Source organism: Streptomyces sp. NBC_01142 (genome assembly GCF_026341125.1).
GTDB lineage: Bacteria > Actinomycetota > Actinomycetes > Streptomycetales > Streptomycetaceae > Streptomyces.
The window spans coordinates 169,657-189,186 of the sequence record NZ_JAPEOR010000002.1; the positions used below are offsets into that span (position 1 = coordinate 169,657).

General features: G+C 69.2%; 18 protein-coding genes. 3 read left to right on the forward strand and 15 right to left on the reverse strand.

Annotation, left to right across the window (positions count from 1 at the left end; all coding sequences use genetic code 11):
- Positions 1-39: 39 nt before the first annotated feature.
- Positions 40-768 (forward strand): DUF2470 domain-containing protein, encoded by a 729-nt coding sequence (locus OG883_RS18085; RefSeq protein WP_266542117.1) that lies wholly within the window; start codon positions 40-42, stop codon positions 766-768.
- 27 nt (positions 769-795) lie between these two features.
- Here the strand turns inward: OG883_RS18085 and OG883_RS18090 are convergent, their stop codons facing one another.
- The 4 genes from OG883_RS18090 to OG883_RS18105 form a co-directional block, all read right to left on the reverse strand.
- Positions 796-2,169, reverse strand: coding sequence for a replication-associated recombination protein A (locus tag OG883_RS18090; RefSeq protein WP_266542121.1), 1,374 nt, complete (start codon positions 2,167-2,169; stop codon positions 796-798).
- 39 nt (positions 2,170-2,208) lie between these two features.
- Positions 2,209-2,850 carry a vitamin K epoxide reductase family protein gene (locus OG883_RS18095; RefSeq protein WP_266542125.1) on the reverse strand — a complete coding sequence of 214 codons (642 nt, stop codon included), beginning with the start codon at positions 2,848-2,850 and terminating at the stop codon, positions 2,209-2,211.
- A gap of 421 nt (positions 2,851-3,271) precedes the next feature.
- Positions 3,272-4,534 carry a histidine--tRNA ligase gene (gene hisS, locus OG883_RS18100; protein ID WP_266542128.1) on the reverse strand — a complete coding sequence of 421 codons (1,263 nt, stop codon included), beginning with the start codon at positions 4,532-4,534 and terminating at the stop codon, positions 3,272-3,274.
- An 11-nt stretch (positions 4,535-4,545) separates the two neighbouring features.
- Entirely contained in the window at positions 4,546-5,253 is a 708-nt protein-coding gene (locus OG883_RS18105; protein WP_266542131.1) for an MBL fold metallo-hydrolase, read from the reverse strand.
- A 154-nt stretch (positions 5,254-5,407) separates the two neighbouring features.
- Here OG883_RS18105 and OG883_RS18110 point away from each other — a divergent pair, with 154 nt between their 5' ends.
- A complete protein-coding gene (locus OG883_RS18110) occupies positions 5,408-6,205 on the forward strand; it encodes a peptidylprolyl isomerase (RefSeq protein WP_266542134.1) in 798 nt (265 codons plus the stop codon).
- Between the two features lie 223 nt (positions 6,206-6,428).
- Positions 6,429-7,658 (forward strand): DUF349 domain-containing protein, encoded by a 1,230-nt coding sequence (locus tag OG883_RS18115; RefSeq protein ID WP_266542137.1) that lies wholly within the window; start codon positions 6,429-6,431, stop codon positions 7,656-7,658.
- Positions 7,659-7,756: 98 nt separating this feature from the next.
- Here OG883_RS18115 and OG883_RS18120 read toward each other — a convergent pair whose 3' ends face one another.
- From OG883_RS18120 to pdxS, 11 genes are all read right to left on the reverse strand, one after another.
- Positions 7,757-10,255, reverse strand: coding sequence for a bifunctional (p)ppGpp synthetase/guanosine-3',5'-bis(diphosphate) 3'-pyrophosphohydrolase (locus OG883_RS18120; RefSeq protein ID WP_266542140.1), 2,499 nt, complete (start codon positions 10,253-10,255; stop codon positions 7,757-7,759).
- 157 nt (positions 10,256-10,412) lie between these two features.
- A complete protein-coding gene (locus OG883_RS18125; RefSeq protein ID WP_266542143.1) occupies positions 10,413-10,955 on the reverse strand; it encodes an adenine phosphoribosyltransferase in 543 nt (180 codons plus the stop codon).
- Positions 10,955-12,049, reverse strand: coding sequence for a protein translocase subunit SecF (gene secF / locus OG883_RS18130; RefSeq protein ID WP_266542145.1), 1,095 nt, complete (start codon positions 12,047-12,049; stop codon positions 10,955-10,957). Before secF ends, OG883_RS18125 begins: the two co-directional genes overlap by 1 nt.
- 1 nt (position 12,050) lies before the next feature.
- Positions 12,051-13,820: a protein translocase subunit SecD gene (gene secD / locus OG883_RS18135; protein ID WP_266542148.1), complete on the reverse strand. Its 1,770-nt coding sequence runs from the start codon at positions 13,818-13,820 to the stop codon at positions 12,051-12,053.
- 149 nt (positions 13,821-13,969) lie between these two features.
- Positions 13,970-14,455, reverse strand: coding sequence for a preprotein translocase subunit YajC (yajC, locus tag OG883_RS18140; protein ID WP_266542150.1), 486 nt, complete (start codon positions 14,453-14,455; stop codon positions 13,970-13,972).
- A gap of 166 nt (positions 14,456-14,621) precedes the next feature.
- On the reverse strand, positions 14,622-15,698 hold the full coding sequence (ruvB, locus tag OG883_RS18145) for a Holliday junction branch migration DNA helicase RuvB (protein ID WP_266542153.1): 1,077 nt from the start codon (positions 15,696-15,698) through the stop codon (positions 14,622-14,624).
- A 119-nt stretch (positions 15,699-15,817) separates the two neighbouring features.
- Entirely contained in the window at positions 15,818-16,450 is a 633-nt protein-coding gene (ruvA, locus tag OG883_RS18150; protein WP_266542156.1) for a Holliday junction branch migration protein RuvA, read from the reverse strand.
- Positions 16,447-16,995 (reverse strand): crossover junction endodeoxyribonuclease RuvC, encoded by a 549-nt coding sequence (gene ruvC / locus OG883_RS18155; protein ID WP_266542159.1) that lies wholly within the window; start codon positions 16,993-16,995, stop codon positions 16,447-16,449. Before ruvC ends, ruvA begins: the two co-directional genes overlap by 4 nt.
- Before the next feature lie 145 nt (positions 16,996-17,140).
- On the reverse strand, positions 17,141-17,893 hold the full coding sequence (locus OG883_RS18160; RefSeq protein WP_266542161.1) for a YebC/PmpR family DNA-binding transcriptional regulator: 753 nt from the start codon (positions 17,891-17,893) through the stop codon (positions 17,141-17,143).
- Positions 17,894-17,979: 86 nt separating this feature from the next.
- Entirely contained in the window at positions 17,980-18,600 is a 621-nt protein-coding gene (pdxT, locus tag OG883_RS18165; protein ID WP_323181023.1) for a pyridoxal 5'-phosphate synthase glutaminase subunit PdxT, read from the reverse strand.
- Between the two features lie 3 nt (positions 18,601-18,603).
- On the reverse strand, positions 18,604-19,515 hold the full coding sequence (gene pdxS, locus OG883_RS18170; protein WP_266542166.1) for a pyridoxal 5'-phosphate synthase lyase subunit PdxS: 912 nt from the start codon (positions 19,513-19,515) through the stop codon (positions 18,604-18,606).
- Between the last annotated feature and the right edge of the window lie 15 nt (positions 19,516-19,530).

A 19,530-nucleotide genomic window follows, 5' to 3' on the forward strand; every position in this document is an offset into this window, starting at 1 on the left:
CATGGTCAGCCGCGTCCCAGCGGGCTTGAAATCACTCGGATGCCGTCAGCAGCCGAGCGCACACGAACTCTCGTACAGAGTACATGCTCCGCGGTGCTGCTCGTTCCAGGGCTGGACGGCGCACGCCCCGAGCAGCTGACCCCGCACGCGCGGGTGGTGGGGCCCGACGGCGAGGTGTTCCTGCTCTATCCCGCGGATTCACCGGCCGTACGCGCCGCAACACACGCTCAGGACGACGAGCTGGCGGCTGTGCTGGAGATCACCGACGTCGCGCCCGTCTCGGTGCCCCATCGTATCCGCGGCCGCGCATGGGTCTCCGGCTGGCTCACCGCCGTACCCGGTCTGGCGGAGCCCGGCCTCATGATGCTGCGCCTCGAGGTCGGGGAGGCGTGCGTCGACGACCTCTGGGGTGCGGAGAGCGTCGAACCGGAGGACTTCGCGAGGGCCTTTGTCGATCCCCTTGTCTCGCACGAGGCCGAGCTGCTCCAGCATCTGCACTCCGCACACAGCGACCGGGTGCAGGGACTGTGCGAGCTGCTCGGCGAGCGCGGGGACGGGCCCGTGGACGGGGCGGAAGCGGCGGACGGAAAGGGCGGGAAGGGACAGGGACAGCGGGCGGTGCCCCTCGCGCTGGACCGGTTCGGCCTTCGGGTGCGGTTCGTCGGGGAGAGGTGCTTCGACGCACGCTTCGACTTCCCCGAGCCGGTGCGCAGTGTCAGCGAGCTGCGCCGGGCCATGCGCACGCTCTTCGAGGCCGCCTCGCACTGACCCCGGGCATGCCCGCGCCTCCCGGCCTCAGGCGCCGGACGTGGTGGATGTGCCTTCGCCCCGCAGCCGCTCGCGCACTTTCTCGACCACATCGGCGTACCGTGCTTCCGCGCCGTACCGCGTCGGTTCGTAGTAATGCCGGCCGTGCACCTCGTCGGGGGCGTACTGCTGGGCGGCGATACCGCCCGCGACATCGTGGGGGTACACATACCCCTGGGCGTGGCCGAGCTTCGCCGCGCCCTTGTAGTGGCCGTCCCGCAGATGGGGCGGGACCGAACCCGCCAGCCCCTTTCGTACATCCGCGAGCGCGGCGCCGATCGCCGTGGTGGCGGCGTTCGACTTGGGGGCCAGCGCCAGCGCGATGGTGGCGTGGCTGAGAGTCAGGGCCGCCTCGGGGAAACCGATCATGGCCACGGCCTGGGCGGCGGCTACCGCGGTCGGCAGAGCCGTCGGGTCGGCCAGGCCGATGTCCTCACTCGCCGAGATCATCAGCCGGCGGGCGATGAACCGCGGGTCCTCCCCCGCCTCGATCATGCGGGCCAGATAGTGCAGCGCCGCGTCCACGTCGGAGCCGCGGATGGACTTGATGAGCGCGCTCGCCACGTCGTAGTGCTGGTCGCCGTCGCGGTCGTACTTCACCGCGGCGCGGTCGACCGTCTCCTCCAGGGTCTGGAGGGTGATCTCTTCCTCGCTCTTGTCGATCGCCGCACCGGCGGCGGCCTCGAGCGCGGTCAGCGCCCGGCGGGCGTCGCCGCCCGCGATCCGCAGCAGATGCGCCTCGGAGTCCTCGGGGAGGGCGACCGCGCCGCCCAGACCGCGCTGCTCGATGAGTGCCCGCTGGAGCAGTCCGCTCAGATCCTCGTCGGTGAGCGACTCCAGCGTGAGCAGCAGGGAGCGGGAGAGCAGCGGGGAGATGATCGAGAAGTACGGATTCTCGGTGGTGGCAGCGATCAGAGTGACCCAGCGGTTCTCCACGGCCGGGAGGAGGGAGTCCTGCTGTGCCTTGGAGAAGCGGTGGATCTCGTCGAGGAAGAGGACGGTCTCCTTGCCGAAACCGCCGGCGGCACGGCGGGCGCCGTCGATGACCGCCCGGACCTCCTTGACGCCCGCGGTGATCGCGGAGAGCTCCACGAAGCGTTTGTTGGTCGCCTTGGAGACGACATACGCCAGGGTCGTCTTGCCGATGCCGGGCGGGCCCCAGAGGATGACCGAGGAGGGTCCGGCGGGGCCACCGCCGCCCTCACCCACGAGCCGGCGCAGCGGCGAGCCCGGCTTGAGCAGATGCTGCTGTCCGACGACTTCGTCGAGGGTGCGCGGGCGCATCCGGACGGCCAGGGGGCTGCTGGACGGGTCCTTCTCCTGGCGTTCTTCCGCTGCGGCGGTAAAGAGGTCGGGCTCCACGCTGTGAAGCCTATGTCAGACCACTGACAGCGCCGGGGGTCAGGCCGTCCCGGTCCAGAAGTCCCACCAGCGGGTCAGGATCAGCATCCCGATTATGCCGATCCACAGCACCGAGGGCACCCAGTGGAACTCCAGCAGTCCGTTGCGCAGGCCCTCGGGGACCTTGATGATCCGGTGCTTGATGTTGTGCAGGGTGACGTAGCAGAACATCACGATCGTGGCGACCCAGGCCAGACAGCACCACAGGCACAGAGAGTTGATGTTGTAGAGCGACTGGTACTGGAGCCAGGTGCAGAAGCCGACACCGAAGAGGGTGCCGGCGTTGAGACCGAGCCAGAACCAGCGGCGGTAGCGGGCACCCGCGAGAACACCGACACCGATGGCGATCACCATCGCGTACGTCACCAGACCCAGCATCGGGTTCGGGAACCCGAACGCCGACGCCTGATCGCTGGTCATGATGTTGCCGCACGACACAATGGGGTTCAGGCTGCACCCCGGCTTGAACGTCGGGTCCTCCGCCAGCTTGATCTTGTCGATCGTGATGACCCACGCGGCCACCAGACCCGCCGCGCCCGTGACCACCAGCAACCACGCGAAGGCCCGGCCGGCACCGACCGTGCCCTGGGAGCCGTCCCCCTTCCGGCCCGAGGACACGTCGTCAACCGCTGCAGTCGTCATATCGCCGTTCCATCGCTCAGTAGCTGTGTGGGGCACGGTCATTCTGCCGCACCGGGGCACCTGTCCACCGTTCGATGGACATAAGGATGTACGGACGGTCACCCCGGAAGACTCCGCCTCCGCAGGACACTTCGGACCATGCCGGGACGCGCGGTGCACGTACGCGGACGTGGCAAGCGGTACGCGGGCGAGGTGACGCTCCCGGGGGCGGATCCCACGAGGGGAACCTCCCCAGGCGCTCCCGTATCGGCATCATCCGGCAGGACGAATCCGCGCCCGGGGAGTTGACGGTCCGGGAGATCGCCTCCTGTTTCCCCGGTATGACCCCGGGGCGGGACGGGGCGGGACGGGGCGGGGAAATGACACACGGCCCGGGTGCGTTCCCGCACCCGGGCCGGTCGTTCCGGTCCTGCAGCAAGCGTCAGGCCAGGCGGGCGGCGACTGCCGCGACCACCTCGGCCAGCGCGATCGCGGTCTGCTCGCCGGACTCCATGTCCTTGAGCTGGACCAATCCCTCGGCGAGGTCACGCTCGCCGGCCACGATCGTGTACCGCGCGCCACTCCGGTTGGCGTTCTTCATCGCGCCCTTGAGGCCCTTGCCGCCGTAGCTGAAGTCCGCCGCGACGCCGGCCTTGCGCAACTCGGTGACGACGCCGAACAGCACACGCCGCGCCTCCTCGCCCAGCGGCACCGCGTACACGCTGGTGGTGGAGGGCAGGTCGAGCTCGATGCCCTCGGCCTCCAGCGCCAGGACCGTACGGTCCACGCCGAGCGCCCAGCCGACGGACGGGAGCGCCGGGCCGCCGATCATCTCGGAGAGGCCGTCGTAGCGGCCGCCGCCGCCCACCGCGGACTGGGAGCCCAGACCGTCGTGGACGAACTCGAAGGTCGTGCGGGTGTAGTAGTCGAGGCCGCGTACCAGCTTCTCGTCGTCCTCGAAGGCAACGCCCGCCCCGGTCAGCAGCTCGCGCACCTCCTCGTGGTACGCCTTGCACGCGTCGCACAGGTAGTCACGCAGCATCGGCGCGCCGACCAGCTGCTTCTGCACCTCGGCCCGCTTGTCGTCGAGGACGCGCAGCGGGTTGATGTCGATGCGGCGGCGGGTCTCCTCGTCCAGCTCGAGCCCGCGCAGGAAGCCCTGGAGCGCGTCGCGGTAGACGGGACGGCACTCCTTGTCGCCCAGCGAGTTCAGCAGGATGCGGAACTCACGCAGGCCGAGCGAGCGGTACGCCTGGTCGGCCAGGATGATCATCTCGGCGTCGAGGGCCGGGTCCTCGGCGCCGATCGCCTCCGCGCCGACCTGCGAGAAGTGCCTGTAGCGGCCCGCCTGGGGCCTTTCGTAACGGTAGTACGAGCCCGCGTACCAGAGCTTGACGGGCAGGTTGCCTGCCTTGTGGAGATTGGCCTCCAGGGCGGCACGCAGCACGGACGCGGTGCCCTCGGGACGCAGCGCCAGCTTGGTGCCGCCCCTGGTCTCGAAGACGTACATCTCCTTGGAGACGATGTCGGTGGACTCGCCGACGCCGCGCGAGAACAGTTCGACGTTCTCGAAGCCGGGCGTCTCGATGTAGCTGTAGCCGGAGTTCTTCAGCGGCGCCGCGATCGCCTCGCGCACCGCGAGGAACTTCGCGGACTTCGGCGGAAGCAGGTCGTACGTGCCCTTGGGGGCCTGAAAAGTGCTCACGGAATCTCTCGTCACATTCCTCGTCGAGGAGCGGGGTGCGCTCCCAGGCCGGCGGCCACTTCCCGCAGATACGGGTTGGCGGCACGCTCTTGGCCGATGGTCGTCTGGGGGCCGTGGCCGGACAGCACCACGGTCGAGTCGTCGAGCGGCAGGCAGACACGCGCCAGCGACTCGAGAATCTCGGCGTGGTCGCCGCCGGGCAGGTCCGTGCGTCCGATGGAGCCGGCGAAGAGCAGATCGCCCGAGAAGAAGACGGACGGGATGTCCGCCGTCTCGGGCATCTGGAAGGTCACCGACCCCTTGGTATGGCCGGGCGCATGCGCGACGGAGAAGTCGAGACCGGCCAGCTTCAGCTCGGCACCGTCGGCCAGCTCCTTGACGTCGTCCGGCTCCCCCACGGTGAGTTCGCCCATGAGCGGCATCCCGATGGAGCGGCCGAGCGCCTTCTCCGGGTCGCTCATCATGTACCGGTCGGCGGGGTGGATCCACGCCGGTACGTCATGGGCTCCGCACACCGGAACGACGGAGGCGACATGGTCGATGTGGCCATGGGTGAGCACGACGGCGACAGGCTTGAGCCGATGCTTCTTCAGCGCTTCCTCGACTCCCTGGGCGGCCTGGTGGCCCGGGTCGATGATCACGCACTCCTCGCCTGCGGCAGGGGCGACCAAGTAGCAATTGGTCCCCCAGGCCCCGGCGGGGAACCCGGCAATAAGCACGATCGTCCTCAGTGTGGTCGTCCGACGGGATTTGGCTGTATCGAATTCCAGCAGATCAGAGCCTACCGGCGCTGCTCATCCCACAGCCAACCCGTATACGGTACGGGGCACACTCGGCCGGTCGGCATCGTGCGACATACAAGGAGAAGACCCGGTGGTCAGCAGCGATCAGCGGCGGCGGCAGCTCGCCAGGGAGAAGTTCGAGCGCCAGCAGCAGCGTCGGCAGAAGTCCCGTAAGGCGAAGCAGCAGAAGACGGTCATCGCGGCCGCGCTCGCGGTGGTGCTCGCCGCGGGCGCCGCGGCCTACGCCTCGGTCGGGCTGTCCGACGGGGACACCAAGGGCGGCGGCGCCTCGTCGGTGGGTGAGAGTCAGTCCCCCGAGGCCACCCCGTCGCAGAGCGAGAGCACCGCCCCCGAGCCCGCCATGTCGATCGACAGGAAGGCGAAGTACTCGATGTCGCTCAAGACGAACGAGGGCGACGTCACGGTCACGATGGACGCGGCGAAGACCCCGCGCACGGTGAACTCGTTCAAGTCACTGGCGGACAAGGGATTCTTCGACGGCACAAAGTGTCACCGGCTGACCACACAGGGCATCTTCGTGCTCCAGTGCGGCGACCCGAAGGGCGACGGCTTCGGCGGGCCGGGCTACACGATCCCCGACGAGGATCTGGTGTCGCTGGGCAAGGCGGGCGCGGACGGCAAGGTGACGTACGCCGCGGGCACGGTGGCGATGGCCAACACCGGCAAGCCGAACTCCGGCGGCAGCCAGTTCTTCCTCGTCTACAAGGACAGCAAACTGCCGCCCGGCTACACACCGTTCGGGATCATGGACGACAAGGGGCTGAAGGCCGTGCAGGACGTGGCGGAGGCCGGTGTCGCGGACGGTGGCCAGGACGGCGCTCCGAAGAAGGCCGTCACCATCGAGAAGGCGGCCGTCCAGAAGGCGTGAGACGAGCCGCGGGCCGAGCTGTCCGCCACGGTGCGGGCCGAGGTGCGAGCCGGGGAATTTCGGACGCGCTGAGTGCGGACAGCCGGGCGGCCGGTCGCCTAGATTGGCGTTGTGCAGCGCGGGCTGGATTCGCGTTGTGGAGGGCGGGCGAGGCCCGTCCAGGAAACTGTGGACGATGCCCGGGGGGCGAACCCCCTCGCAGGCATCAGGTGGAGGAGGCGCTGTGAGCAGCGACCCGTGGGGCCGTGTCGACGAGACGGGCACCGTGTACGTGCGTACTGCCGATGGCGAGAAGGTCGTCGGATCGTGGCAGGCCGGCACTCCCGAGGAGGCCCTGGCCTATTTCGAGCGCAAGTACGAGGGCCTGGTGGTCGAGATCGGCCTCCTCGAGCGGCGGGTGAAGACCACCGACCTGTCGGCCAAGGACGCCCAGACCGCCATCGACCATCTGCGGCAGCAGGTGGACGAGCATCACGCCGTGGGTGACCTCGACGCGCTGAGCAAGCGCCTGGACGGCCTGGTCGCGACGGTGGAGAAGCGCCGCGAGGAGCGCAAGGTCCAGAAGGCGAAGCAGAACGACGAGGCGCGCAGCGCCAAGGAGTTGCTGGTCACCGAGGCCGAGGAGCTGGCGCAGAGTGACCAGTGGCGCGCCGCCGGCGAGCGGCTGCGCGCGCTGGTGGACACCTGGAAGGGCCTCCCCCGGCTCGACCGGAAGTCCGACGACGAGCTGTGGCACCGCTTCTCGCACGCCCGCTCGGCGTTCTCCAAGCGCCGCAAGGCACACTTCGCCTCGCTCGATGCGCAGCGCGAAGACGCCCGCAAGGCCAAGGAGAAGCTGGTCGCCGAGGCCGAGTCGCTCTCCGGCTCCACCGACTGGGGTGTCACGGCCGCGCGCTACCGCGAGCTGATGACGGAGTGGAAGGCCGCGGGCCGCGCCCAGCGCGACGCCGAGGACGACCTGTGGAACCGCTTTCGCGGCGCCCAGGACGTCTTCTTCGCCGCGCGCAGCGGGGTCTTCGCGGAGCGGGACGCCGAGCAGTCGGAGAACCTCAAGCTCAAGGAGGAGCTCGCGGCCGAGGCCGAGAAGCTGGTGCCGGTGACGGACCTGAAGGCCGCGCGTGCCGCCTTCCGGGCCATCAACGAGCGCTGGGAGGCCATCGGTCACGTACCGCGCGACGCCCGCCCCAAGGTCGAGGGCCGGATTCACGCGGTGGAGCGGGCGCTGCAGGAGACCGAGGAGACCGAGTGGCGCCGTACGAACCCGGAGGCGCGTGCGCGCGCCGCGGGTCTGACGGGACAGCTGCAGGCCGCCGTGGACAAGCTGCGCGGGCAGATCGACGCGGCCCGCGCGTCCGGCAACAACGCCAAGGCCGACAAGCTCGCCAAGGAGCTCGAGGGCCGGCAGGCGCTGCTGGACCAGGCGCTGAAGGGCCTGGAGGAGTTCGGCGGCTGACAGAGCCGCAGGCACACACGTAAGGGGCTCCCGTACGAGAAGTACGGGAGCCCCTTGCGTGTGTCCACAGGGCCTGCCCGAGCCCCTTCCGCGTATCCCTAGGGCCTGCGCGCCGAGGTCACGCGGTACACGTCGTAGACGCCCTCCACGCCCCGCACCGCCTTCAGTACGTGCCCGAGATGCTTCGGGTCGCCCATCTCGAAGGTGAAGCGTGAGGTGGCCACCCGGTCGCGGGAGGTCTGGACGGCCGCCGACAGGATGTTGACGTGCTGGTCGGACAGGACACGCGTGACGTCCGACAGGAGCCTGGAGCGGTCGAGCGCCTCGACCTGGATGGCGACCAGGAAGACGGAGGACTGGGTCGGCGCCCACTCGACGTCGAGGATGCGCTCCGGCTGCTGCGAGAGCGAGTCCACATTGACGCAGTCCGCGCGGTGAACCGATACGCCACTGCCGCGGGTGACGAAGCCGATGATGGGGTCGCCGGGGACGGGCGTACAGCAGCGGGCGAGTTTCACCCAGACGTCCTCGACGCCCTTGACCACCACACCGGGGTCGGCATTGGCGCGGCGCTTGCTGCGGCCGCCGTGCGTGGGCGGTGTGCTCTCGGCGATGTCCTCGCTGGCGGCTTCTTCGCCGCCGAGGGCCTGTACCAGCTTCTGCACGACGCCCTGCGCGGCCACGTGGCCCTCGCCGATCGCCGCGTACAGGGACGAGATGTCGGGGTAGCGCATCTCGTGCGCCAGCGTGACGAGCGAGTCGCCGGTGAGGATCCGCTGGATCGGCAGGTTCTGCTTGCGCATGGCCCGCGCGATGGCGTCCTTGCCCTGCTCGATCGCCTCGTCGCGGCGCTCCTTGGAGAACCAGGCGCGGATCTTGTTGCGGGCGCGCGGCGACTTGACGAAGCCGAGCCAGTCGCGGGACGGACCCGCACCCTCGGACTTGGAGGTGAAGACCTCGACCAGGTCGCCGTTGTCGAGGGTCGACTCCAGCGGTACGAGGCGCCCGTTGACCCGCGCCCCTATGGTGCGGTAGCCGACCTCGGTGTGGACGGCGAACGCGAAGTCGACGGGCGTGGCTCCGGCCGGCAGCGCTATGACGTCGCCCTTCGGCGTGAAGACGAAGACCTCGTTGCGGGACAGGTCGAAACGCAGGGACTCGAGGAACTCGCTGGGGTCCTCGGTCTCCTTCTGCCAGTCCAGCAGCTGGCGCAGCCACGCCATGTCGTTGACGGCGTCGTCCTTGTTCTTCGGGACGTCCGTGCGCACCTTGGAGGCTCCTGCGACGGCCTCCTGCTTGTACTTCCAGTGCGCGGCGATGCCGTACTCGGCACGGCGGTGCATGTCGAAGGTCCGGATCTGGAGCTCGACGGGCTTGCCGTTGGGACCGATCACCGTGGTGTGCAGTGACTGGTACATGTTGAACTTGGGCATCGCGATGTAGTCCTTGAACCGCCCCGGCACCGGATTCCACCGGGCATGGACGGTGCCGAGCGCCGCGTAGCAGTCGCGGACGGTGTCGACAAGGACACGGATGCCCACCAGGTCGTAGATCTCCGCGAAGTCACGGCCGCGGACGATCATCTTCTGGTAGACGCTGTAGTAGTGCTTGGGCCGCCCGGTGACGGTGGCCTTGATGCGGGCGGCGCGCAGATCGGACTGGACCTCGTCGGTCACTATGGCCAGATACTCGTCGCGCTTGGGCGCGCGCTCGGCGACGAGCCGCACGATCTCGTCGTACATCTTGGGGTAGAGGATCGCGAAGGCGAGGTCCTCCAGCTCCCACTTGATGGTGTTCATGCCCAGCCGGTGGGCCAGTGGCGCATAGATCTCAAGGGTCTCGCGGGCCTTCTTCTCCTGCTTCTCCCGCTTGAGATAGCGCATGGTGCGCATGTTGTGCAGCCGGTCGGCGAGCTTGATGACCAGGACGCGCGGGTCCTTGGCCATGGCGACGACCATCTTGCGTACGGTCTCGGCCTGCGCGGCCTCGCCGAACTTGACCTTGTCGAGTTTGGTGACGCCGTCGACGAGGAGGGCGACCTGGTCGCCGAAGTCGCGGCGCAGGGTGTCCAGGCCGTACTCGGTGTCCTCGACGGTGTCGTGCAGCAGCCCGGCCATCAGGGTCGCCGGATCCATGCCGAGCTCGGCGAGGATGGTGGTCACGGCGAGCGGATGCGTGATGTACGGGTCGCCGCTCTTGCGCTTCTGACCGCGGTGCCAGCGCTCGGCGACCTGATAGGCGCGCTCGATCTGGCGGAGCGTGGCGGTCTCGATCTTGGGGTCGTTGCCGCGCACGGCCCGCAGCAGCGGTTCCAGCACCGGGTTGTACGGGGAGGAGCGCTGCACGCCCAGGCGCGCGAGGCGGGCCCGTACACGGTTCGAGGAACCGCCGGACCGGGGCGCGGCAGCAGGCGTGGGCTTGGGAGTGAGCGCGGGCGTGGGCTTGGGGGCGGAGACGGGGGCCGCACCGTTCGCACGCTCGGGTACGGCCGACTGGGGCTTCTCGGCCGGCTTCTTCTCGGGCGTGGCAGGGGCTGCCGCGGCCTTTTCGGCCTGCTGGTCGGGCTGCGCGGCGGCGGGCTGGGCCTCGTCTGGCAAGAGCGCTCCTCGTGCGGTTCCGGGTCCCCCGGTCAGGCCCGGAGAGGCCATCGTATCGACCTCGGGCGGAACACTCGCCCCGGGACCGGAGGGTGGATGGAACGCGGAACGGGCACCCGGTTGTTCCCGGGTGCCCGTTCGACGTCGTAACGGCTGCTCAGAGGGTAATCAGAGCGTCCAGCGGAGCCCCTCGCAGAGCCGGTTCCAGACGGGCCCGGCCGCCGAGGAAACCGAGCTCCATCAGGACCGCGACACCCGCGACATCGGCACCCGCCCGCCGGATCAGATCCAGCGAGGCCTCGGCCGTGCCGCCGGTGGCGAGGACGTCGTCGATGACCATGACCCGGTCACCCGCGCTCAGGTCCTCGGCGTGCACCTCGATCTCGGCGGAGCCGTACTCCAGCTCGTAGGCCTGCGAGAGCGTCGCTCCGGGCAGCTTGCCCGCCTTGCGCACGGGAATGAACCCGAGCCCGGCACGGACGGCGACCGGCGCGGCCAGGATGAAGCCGCGCGCTTCCAGGCCGACGATCTTCGTGGCCCCGTGCTGTGCACTCAGCTCGGCGAGCGCGTGGGTCAGGGCCGTGAAGGCCTCCGGGTCCGCGAGCAGCGGAGTGATGTCCTTGAACGTCACTCCCGGCTTCGGGTGGTCCGGAACGTCACGGATGCGGCTGAGCAGGAGCTCCTGCGTGGTGACGGTCATCAGCGCTTGTCCGAGGAGCGGCCACGGCCGCGGTTGCGCGGGCCGACGACGGCTCCGGCCGTTGCCGCGTCGCCGGGGATTGCGTCCTGCGCCGCGTCGGAGTCGTCCGCCGACTCGCCCTTGGCGGCAGCAGCGGCGCGCTTGGCGAGCACCCGCTTCTTCAGGGCCTTCATCTGCGGCTCGCGTTCCTTGAGGTCGGCGACCAGCGGAGTGGCGATGAAGATCGAGGAGTACGCACCGGCCGCGAGACCGACGAACAGCGACAGCGAGATGTCGTTCAGCATGCCGGCGCCGAGGACGCCGCCACCGATGAACAGCAGTCCGGCCACCGGCAGCAGCGCGACCACTGTCGTGTTGATGGAACGCACCAGCGTGCCGTTGAGGCTGCGGTTGGCGACCTCGCTGTAGGTGTAGCGGGTCTGCTTGGTGATGTCCTTCGCGCCCTCCTTGAGACCGTCGAAGACGACGACGGTGTCGTAGAGGGAGTAACCGAGGATGGTCAGCAGACCGATCACGGTGCCCGGTGTGACCTCGAAACCGACGAGTGCGTACACACCGATGGTGATCGTGAGGTCGTGGATCAGCGCGATCAGGGCGGCGACGGCCATCCGCCACTCGAAGGCGATCGCAAGATAGACCACCACCAGGAGCATGAAGACCGCGAGACCGGTCCACGCCTTGTTGGCGATCTGTTCACCCCAGCTGGGGCCGACGATCTCGGCGTTGATCTTTTCCACCGGGATCTGCAGGTCTTCCGCGAGGGCCTCGTTGACCTTGTTCGCCTGGGCCTGGTCGAGCTCGCTGACCTGGATCCGCAGCGCGCCGTTGCCCAGCTTCTGGACGATCGCGTCATGGCCGGAGGCCTCTTCCGCGTGTTCCTGGGCCTGGGAGACGGAGACGCTCGAGCTCGGGGTGGTGAAGACGGCGCCACCCTTGAACTCGATACCCAGATTGAGACCCTGCACCGCCAGGCCGACGATGGCCGTGATGGTGATCAGGATCGAGACCCCGTACCAGATCTTCCGCTTGGCGACGAAGTCGTAGCCGACCTCACCGCGGTAGAGCCGGGCGCCGAGAGTGCCGAGTCGCGACATCTCACGCCTCCTTCGGGTGGTCGGTGGGGGTGGAGGCGCGGCGGGAGCGGCGCAGCGGAGGCTTGGCGCCGAGCCGCTTCGGGTCCAGTCCGGACCACGGGTGGCCGTTCGCGAAGAAGGGCTTGCGGGCGAGGAGCGTCATGACCGGCTTGGTGAAGAAGAACACCACGACGACGTCGAGCAGGGTGGTCAGACCAAGCGTGAACGCGAAGCCCTGCACCTTGCCGACAGTGACGACGAACAGCACCGCGGCAGCGAGGAACGACACGAAGTCGGAGACCAGGATGGTGCGCCGGGCACGGGGCCAGGCACGCTCGACGGCCGGCCGGAGTGTACGGCCCTCGCGGATCTCGTCCCGGATACGTTCGAAGTACACGATGAACGAGTCGGCGGTGATACCGATCGCAACGATCGCACCACACACCGCGGGGAGGTTCAGCGCGAACCCGATGCCGGGGCCGAGCAGAGCCATGATCGTGTACGTCAGTATCGCCGAGACGAGGAGGCTGAGGATCGCGACCAGAGCCAGGCCGCGGTAGTACGCCACCAGGTAGATGATGACCAGCGCGAGGCCGATCGCACCGGCGATGAGGCCCGCCTTGAGCTGCTCGCCGCCGAGGGCCGCGGTGACGGTGGTGACGCTCTGCTCCTCGAAGGAGAGCGGCAGCGCGCCGTACGACAGGATGTTGCCCAGGTTCTGCGCGGACTCCTGGTCGAAGCTGCCGGAGATCTCCGCGTTGGCGGTGAGCGTCTGGTTCACCGAAGGCGCCGAGACCACCTCACCGTCGAGGACGATGGCGAACTGGTTCATCGGGGGCTGCTGCTGCGAGAGCTTGCTGGTGATCTTCTGGAACTTCTTCGAGCCGCTGTCGGTGAAGTCCATGGTGACGATCCACATGCCACGCTGCTGGTCGAGCTGGCCCTTGGCGTCGTCGACGTCCTTGCCGCTCACCTCGGCCGGGCCCAGGATGTACTTCTCCCACTCGCCGGCGGCGTTCTTGCCACAGGCGAGGGCGGTGTCGCTGGGCTTGACGTTGTCGCCGAGGGCGCCCCGGACCTTCTTGTCCGTGCAGTCGAGCGCCGTGAACTGCTTCTCCAGCTTGGCGGCGCCGGCCGCGTCACCGGAGGGGGGCGGCTTCGGGGGCTCGGAGGACTTGGGCTTGTCCGCTCCGGAGGGGGTCGGCGTGGGCGTCGGGGCCTTGAGAGCGTCGGTCACCGCGCGGCCCTGCGTGGTCGGCGTGGCCGTGGGCGTTCCGGACGGCGGGGTGGCCTTGTCCTTCTCGTCCTTGCCCTTGTCGCCCTTGCCCTTGTCGCCCGCCGAGGCACTCGGGGCCGGGGTGGGCTGCGGTGCCGAGGGGGTGCCGGGGGCGTAGGTCAGCACGGGCCGGAAGTAGAGCTGGGCGGTAGTGCCCACCTGCTCACGGGCCTGCTGGGAATTCGTCCCCTTGGGGATGTTGACGATGATGTTGTCATCGCCCTGGGTCTGGACCTCGGACTCGGTGACGCCCAGACCGTTGACGCGGCGCTCGATGATGCCGACCGCGGTCTTCATATTGGTCTCGTTGACGGCGTTCTCTTGGCCGGGCTGGCTCTTGGCCTTGAGCGTGATGGTCGTACCGCCCGCCAGGTCGATACCCAGACGCGGTGTGAGCTGACCCGCCCAGAACATCCCGCCCGTGAGCGCGACCATGGCGATCAGGATCAGTACCAGGGTGCGCCCCGGCTTGCCCTGAGCCCCCGCGGGCCTTCGGCCCCTATTCGGTGCTGCCACCTTCTCGATTCTCCCTGTCCAACCGCCCCGCGCCGACTGTGTGCGCCGGGGCGGCCACGAAGTGTTGTGGGGACCTGCCCCCGCAGAAAGTCAGCACGGCCGGGGGACCGCCGAGCGCCGGTGGGCGCCCTCACGGTCCCCGATCGTGACTACTTCGCGTCGGTCTCGCCGTCTGCCTTGCCGTCCTTGGGCTCGGCGTCGGCCTTGCCGTCCTTGGGCTCGGCGTCGTCGGCCTCGGGCTTCTTGCCGAGGTCGATCTTGGCGTCGTCCGAGGGGGCGGAGTCCGTGTCGTCGGTCAGCGAGGAAGCGTCGTCCGGCACAACCGGGCCGTCGACCTTGAGATCACCCTCACCGTCGCCGTGCACGATGCGGTTGTACTCCTCGTCGGCGAGGACCGCGCCAATGGCGTTCTTCGCGTAGATGGCGTGGACGCCGGGAGCCACCTCGAGGAGAACGGTGTCGTCGTGCAGTTCCTTGACGGTGGCGTACATGCCCCCGATCGTCCGGACACCGGTGCCGGGCTGCATCTGGTCACGCATCTGCGCAGCCGCCTGCTGCTTCTTCTTGGCGGACCGAGTCATCAGGAACATGGCCCCGATGAGCACAATGAAGGGGAGGAGGGTCACGAGACTCACGGGACGGAACTTCCTTCGCACGACCGCGCTGGTGAGGCGGCCTTATCTACGGGGGTGGGCACGCCGACCTTTAAGGGCGGCACCGGCGGAGTCTAAGCGAGTCCGCATCAATGGAACAACGCCCAGCATCGCACCGTGGTTCCTGCCCCGGCGAGTATGCGCGCCGTCACGTCCCGAACAGCCCCTGTTGTCCCCTTGCGCCCTGCGCCTGCTGCGGCGGTACGAGTCCGAGGTGGGCCCAGGCGGCGGGAGTGGCGACCCGGCCACGGGGGGTTCGGGCCAGCAGTCCCTCCCGTACCAGGAAGGGCTCCGCCACCTCCTCGACCGTCTCCCGCTCCTCCCCCACGGCCACCGCGAGCGTCGACAGTCCGACCGGGCCGCCGCCGAACAGCTTGAGCAGTGCCTGGAGCACGGCGCGGTCGAGACGATCGAGTCCGCGCGCGTCGACCTCGTACACCCGCAGGGCGGCGGAGGCCACCTCACGGGTGATCCGGCCGTCCAGCTTGACCTGGGCGTAGTCGCGGACACGGCGCAGCAGACGGTTGGCGATACGGGGCGTGCCCCGGGAACGGCCGGCGATCTCGGCCGCTCCGTCGGCCTCTATCTCGACATCGAGAAGCTGGGCGGAGCGGTGGATGACCCGCTCCAGCTCGACGGGGTCGTAGAACTCCATGTGCCCGGTGAAGCCGAAGCGGTCGCGCAGCGGGGGCGGCAGCAGGCCGGCCCGGGTGGTGGCGCCGACCAGGGTGAACGGCGGAAGCTCGAGCGGGATGGCGGTGGCTCCCGGGCCCTTGCCGACGATCACGTCGACCCGGAAGTCCTCCATCGCCATATAGAGCATCTCCTCGGCGGGCCGGGACATCCGGTGGATCTCGTCGAGGAAGAGGACCTCGCCCTCCTGGAGGGAGGAGAGGATCGCGGCGAGGTCGCCGGCGTGCTGGATGGCGGGGCCAGAGGTGATCCGGATCGGGGCGTTCATCTCCGCCGCGATGATCATGGAGAGGGTGGTCTTGCCGAGCCCCGGGGCCCCGGAGAGCAGGACATGATCGGCGGTGGCGCCACGGGCGAGGGCCGCTTTCAGGACAAGGTCCAGCTGCTCACGGACGCGCTCCTGGCCCACGAACTCGTCCAGCGACTTGGGCCGCAGCGCCGCCTCCACAGCCTGGTCCTCGCCGTCGGCGGACGCGCCGACGAGCCGCTCGGCGGCGGGGTCGTTGGGCGGTGCGGTGTCGTCCCAGTTCACAAAGGCCTCGCGAGATCAGCGGTTCAGCGGGTGGGCCGGTTCAGCGGGTGGGCCGGTTCGGCAGTGAGGGCGGTCAGCGGGGGGCGGTGCATCCGGTGCGGTTCGGCGGTGGGGCGCGGTCAGCGGGTGCGGTTCAAGGTCTGCAGAGCCGCCTTGAGCAGCTGTCCGACCTGCGGCGCACCGCCCTCCGCGACCGCGGCCTCGGCCTGCGGGGCGACCGAGGCGACCGCTTCGTCGGCCTCGCGGGTGGCGTAGCCGAGGCCGATCAGAGCGCCGTGCAGCTGGTCGCGCCAGCCCATTGCGGTGGCGACGGCGGCGCCGATGCCCTGTCTGCCGATATGCGCGCCGACCGGCTCGCCAAGGCGGTCCTTGAGTTCCAGCAGCAGCTTCTGCGCGCCCTTCTTGCCGATGCCGGAGACAGCGGTCAGCGCCTTCTCGTCACCGGTCGCGACGGCAACGCGCAGGGCGTCCGGTGTGTGTACGGCGAGCATGGCCTGGGCGAGGCGCGGGCCGACCCCGCTCGCGGTCTGCAGCAGCTCGAAGACCTGCCGCTCGTCGTCCTCAGCGAAGCCGTAGAGAGTGAGCGAGTCCTCCCGGACGACGAGGGAGGTGGCGAGCTTGGCCTCCTTGCCGATGCGCAGCTCGGCAAGGGTGTTCGGGGTGCACTGGACGGCCATGCCGATGCCACCGACCTCGATGACCGCGGTGGTGGGGGCGAGGGCGGCAACCGGGCCGCTCACGAAGGCGATCATCGCGTGACCTTCCGTACGGGAGTGCGGGGGGCGGACCTGGCCGCGGCGTGCGCCTGCTGGAGGCGGTTGAGCGCGGGGGCGCGCCAGATGTGGCAGATGGCAAGGGCGAGGGCGTCCGCCGCGTCGGCGGGCTTGGGCGGGGCGTTTAGCCGCAGCAGCCGGGTGACCATGGCGCCGACCTGGGCCTTGTCGGCCCGGCCGCTGCCGGTGACGGCGGCCTTGACCTCGCTGGGGGTGTGCAGGGCGACGGGGATACCGCGGCGGGACGCGCAGAGCATGGCGACCGCGCTGGCCTGGGCGGTACCCATGACCGTACGGACGTTGTGCTGGCTGAACACCCGCTCCACGGCGACGCATTCGGGCCGGTACTCGTCCAGCCACTGCTCTATGCCCTGCTCGATGGCGACCAAGCGGCTGCCGAGCTCCGCGTCCGCGGGGCTGCGGACGACTCCGACGCCGCACATCGTCAGGGGACGGCCGGCCACACCTTCGACCACGCCGACGCCGCACCGGGTCAGCCCCGGGTCCACGCCCAGTACCCGCACGATGCCCCTCCCCTGCCGCTTTCGACCATGTGTTCCTGCGTCGTTGCAGGCTATCCGCTCGCACTGACAACGAGGACGGTACGAGGACGGGCCGACAGGGGCGTGTCCCTGTCGGCCCGTCCTCGTACGCGTTACTGAGCGCCCGTCAGGCGTCGACCTTCTCCATGACCTCGTCCGAGACGTCGAAGTTGGCGAAGACATTCTGCACGTCGTCGCTGTCCTCGAGCGCGTCGATCAGCTTGAAGATCTTGCGCGCGCCCTCTTCGTCGAGCTCGACCTGCATGGTCGGCAGGAAGTTGGCCTCGGCCGAGTCGTAGTCGATGCCCGCCCCCTGGAGCGCGGTGCGGACGGCGACCATGTCGGTGGCCTCGCTGACGACCTCGTACGACTCACCCAGGTCGTTGACCTCTTCGGCGCCGGCGTCCAGGACCGCGCCGAGGACGTCGTCCTCGGACAGCTCGCCCTTGGGGACGATGACGACACCCTTGCGGTTGAAGAGGTACGAGACGGAGCCCGGGTCGGCCATCGAGCCGCCGTTGCGGGTCATCGCGACGCGGACGTCGGAGGCGGCGCGGTTGCGGTTGTCGGTGAGGCACTCGATGAGCACCGCGACACCGTTCGGGCCGTAACCCTCGTACATGATCGTCTGGTAGTCGACGCCGCCCGCCTCGAGACCGCCACCGCGCTTGACCGCGGAGTCGATGTTCTTGTTGGGGACGGAGCTCTTCTTCGCCTTCTGGATGGCGTCGACGAGCGTCGGGTTGCCCTCGGGGTCGACGCCGCCGGTGCGGGCCGCGACCTCGATGTTCTTGATCAGCTTCGCGAAGAGCTTGCCGCGCTTGGCATCGATCACGGCCTTCTTGTGCTTCGTCGTAGCCCATTTAGAGTGGCCGGACATCTGCCTGTCTCCTTCGCGTAACCAATTCTGCGTCGTTCGGCAGAGATCCTACCGGGATCTGTCCACCCGTCTCCCGACCACCACCCTCACGGGGCAGTGACGTGAGCACCTGTTGGACTGCCCGTGCGCACCATGTTCACGAAGAGGGCGTGCATCCGGTGGTCACCCGTCAGTTCCGGGTGGAACGAGGTCGCCAGGACGTTTGCCTGCCGTACGGCGACGATGTGGCCGTCGTGCTCGGCAAGCACCTCGACCTGCGCACCGACCGACTCCACCCAGGGGGCGCGGATGAAGACGCCCTCGACCGGGCCGTCGTCCACGCCCGCGACCTCGACGGCCGCCTCGAAGGACTCGTTCTGCCGCCCGAAGGCATTGCGGCGGACGATCATGTCGATGCCGCCGAGTGTCTCCTGGCCCGAGCGCGGGTCGAGGATCTTGTCGGCGAGCATGATCAGGCCGGCGCAGGTGCCGTAGACGGGCATGCCCGCCGTGATCCGCTCGCGCAGCGGCTCCAGCATGCCGAAGAGCGCGGCGAGCTTCGACATGGTGGTGGACTCGCCGCCGGGGATCACCAGGCCGTCGACCTCGGCGAGTTCCTCGGGACGCCGGACCGGCCTCGCCACGGCGTCCGCCGCGGCCAGGGCGATCAGGTGCTCCCGTACATCGCCCTGGAGAGCCAGGACTCCGATGACTGGGGTGTTCATCAGTGCTTACCAGCCGCGGTTGGCGTAGCGCTCGGTCTCGGGGAGGGTGTCGCAGTTGATGCCGACCATGGCCTCGCCGAGGTTGCGGGAAGCGTCCGCAATGATCTTGGGGTCGTCGTAGAAGGTGGTGGCCTTCACGATGGCGGCGGCGCGCTTGGCGGGGTCGCCCGACTTGAAGATGCCGGAACCGACGAAGACGCCCTCGGCGCCGAGCTGGCGCATCAGTGCGGCGTCGGCGGGGGTGGCGACGCCACCGGCCGAGAAGAGGACCACCGGCAGCTTGCCCAGCTCGGAGACCTCCTTGACCAGCTCGTACGGGGCGCGGAGCTCCTTGGCGGCGGCGTACAGCTCGTTGTTGTCGAAGCCGCGCAGCTTGGCGATCTCGTTCTTGATCTGGCGCAGGTGGCGAACAGCCTCGACGACATTGCCGGTGCCGGCCTCGCCCTTGGAGCGGATCATGGCCGCGCCCTCGGCGATGCGGCGCAGGGCCTCGCCCAGGTTGGTGGCACCACAGACGAAGGGGGTGGTGAAGGCGAACTTGTCGGAGTGGTTGACCTCGTCGGCCGGGGTCAGAACCTCGGACTCGTCGATGTAGTCGACGCCGAGGGACTGCAGGACCTGGGCCTCGACGAAGTGGCCGATACGCGACTTGGCCATGACCGGGATCGATACGGCTTCGATGATCTCTTCGATCATGTTCGGGTCGGACATCCGGGCCACGCCGCCGTCCTTGCGGATGTCGGCGGGGACCCGCTCCAGGGCCATGACGGCGACGGCGCCCGCGTCCTCGGCTATCTTCGCCTGCTCGGCGTTGACCACGTCCATGATCACACCGCCCTTGAGCTGCTCGGCCATGCCGCGCTTGACGCGTGCGGTGCCGGTCTCGGGGGTGTGCGTGGTGGGAAGCGTGCTGGACACGGGTGAACCTCACTC

What these genes read in the sequence shown, in the direction of transcription:
- OG883_RS18085 (WP_266542117.1), top strand. Translation starts at nt 40, where the DNA reads ATGCCGTCAGCAGCCGAGCGCACACGAACTCTCGTACAGAGTACATGC.
- OG883_RS18095 (WP_266542125.1), bottom strand. Translation starts at nt 2,850, where the DNA reads ATGACGACTGCAGCGGTTGACGACGTGTCCTCGGGCCGGAAGGGGGAC.
- OG883_RS18125 (WP_266542143.1), bottom strand. Translation starts at nt 10,955, where the DNA reads ATGACCGTCACCACGCAGGAGCTCCTGCTCAGCCGCATCCGTGACGTT.
- secF (WP_266542145.1), bottom strand. Translation starts at nt 12,049, where the DNA reads ATGTCGCGACTCGGCACTCTCGGCGCCCGGCTCTACCGCGGTGAGGTC.
- ruvA (WP_266542156.1), bottom strand. Translation starts at nt 16,450, where the DNA reads ATGATCGCCTTCGTGAGCGGCCCGGTTGCCGCCCTCGCCCCCACCACC.
- OG883_RS18160 (WP_266542161.1), bottom strand. Translation starts at nt 17,893, where the DNA reads ATGTCCGGCCACTCTAAATGGGCTACGACGAAGCACAAGAAGGCCGTG.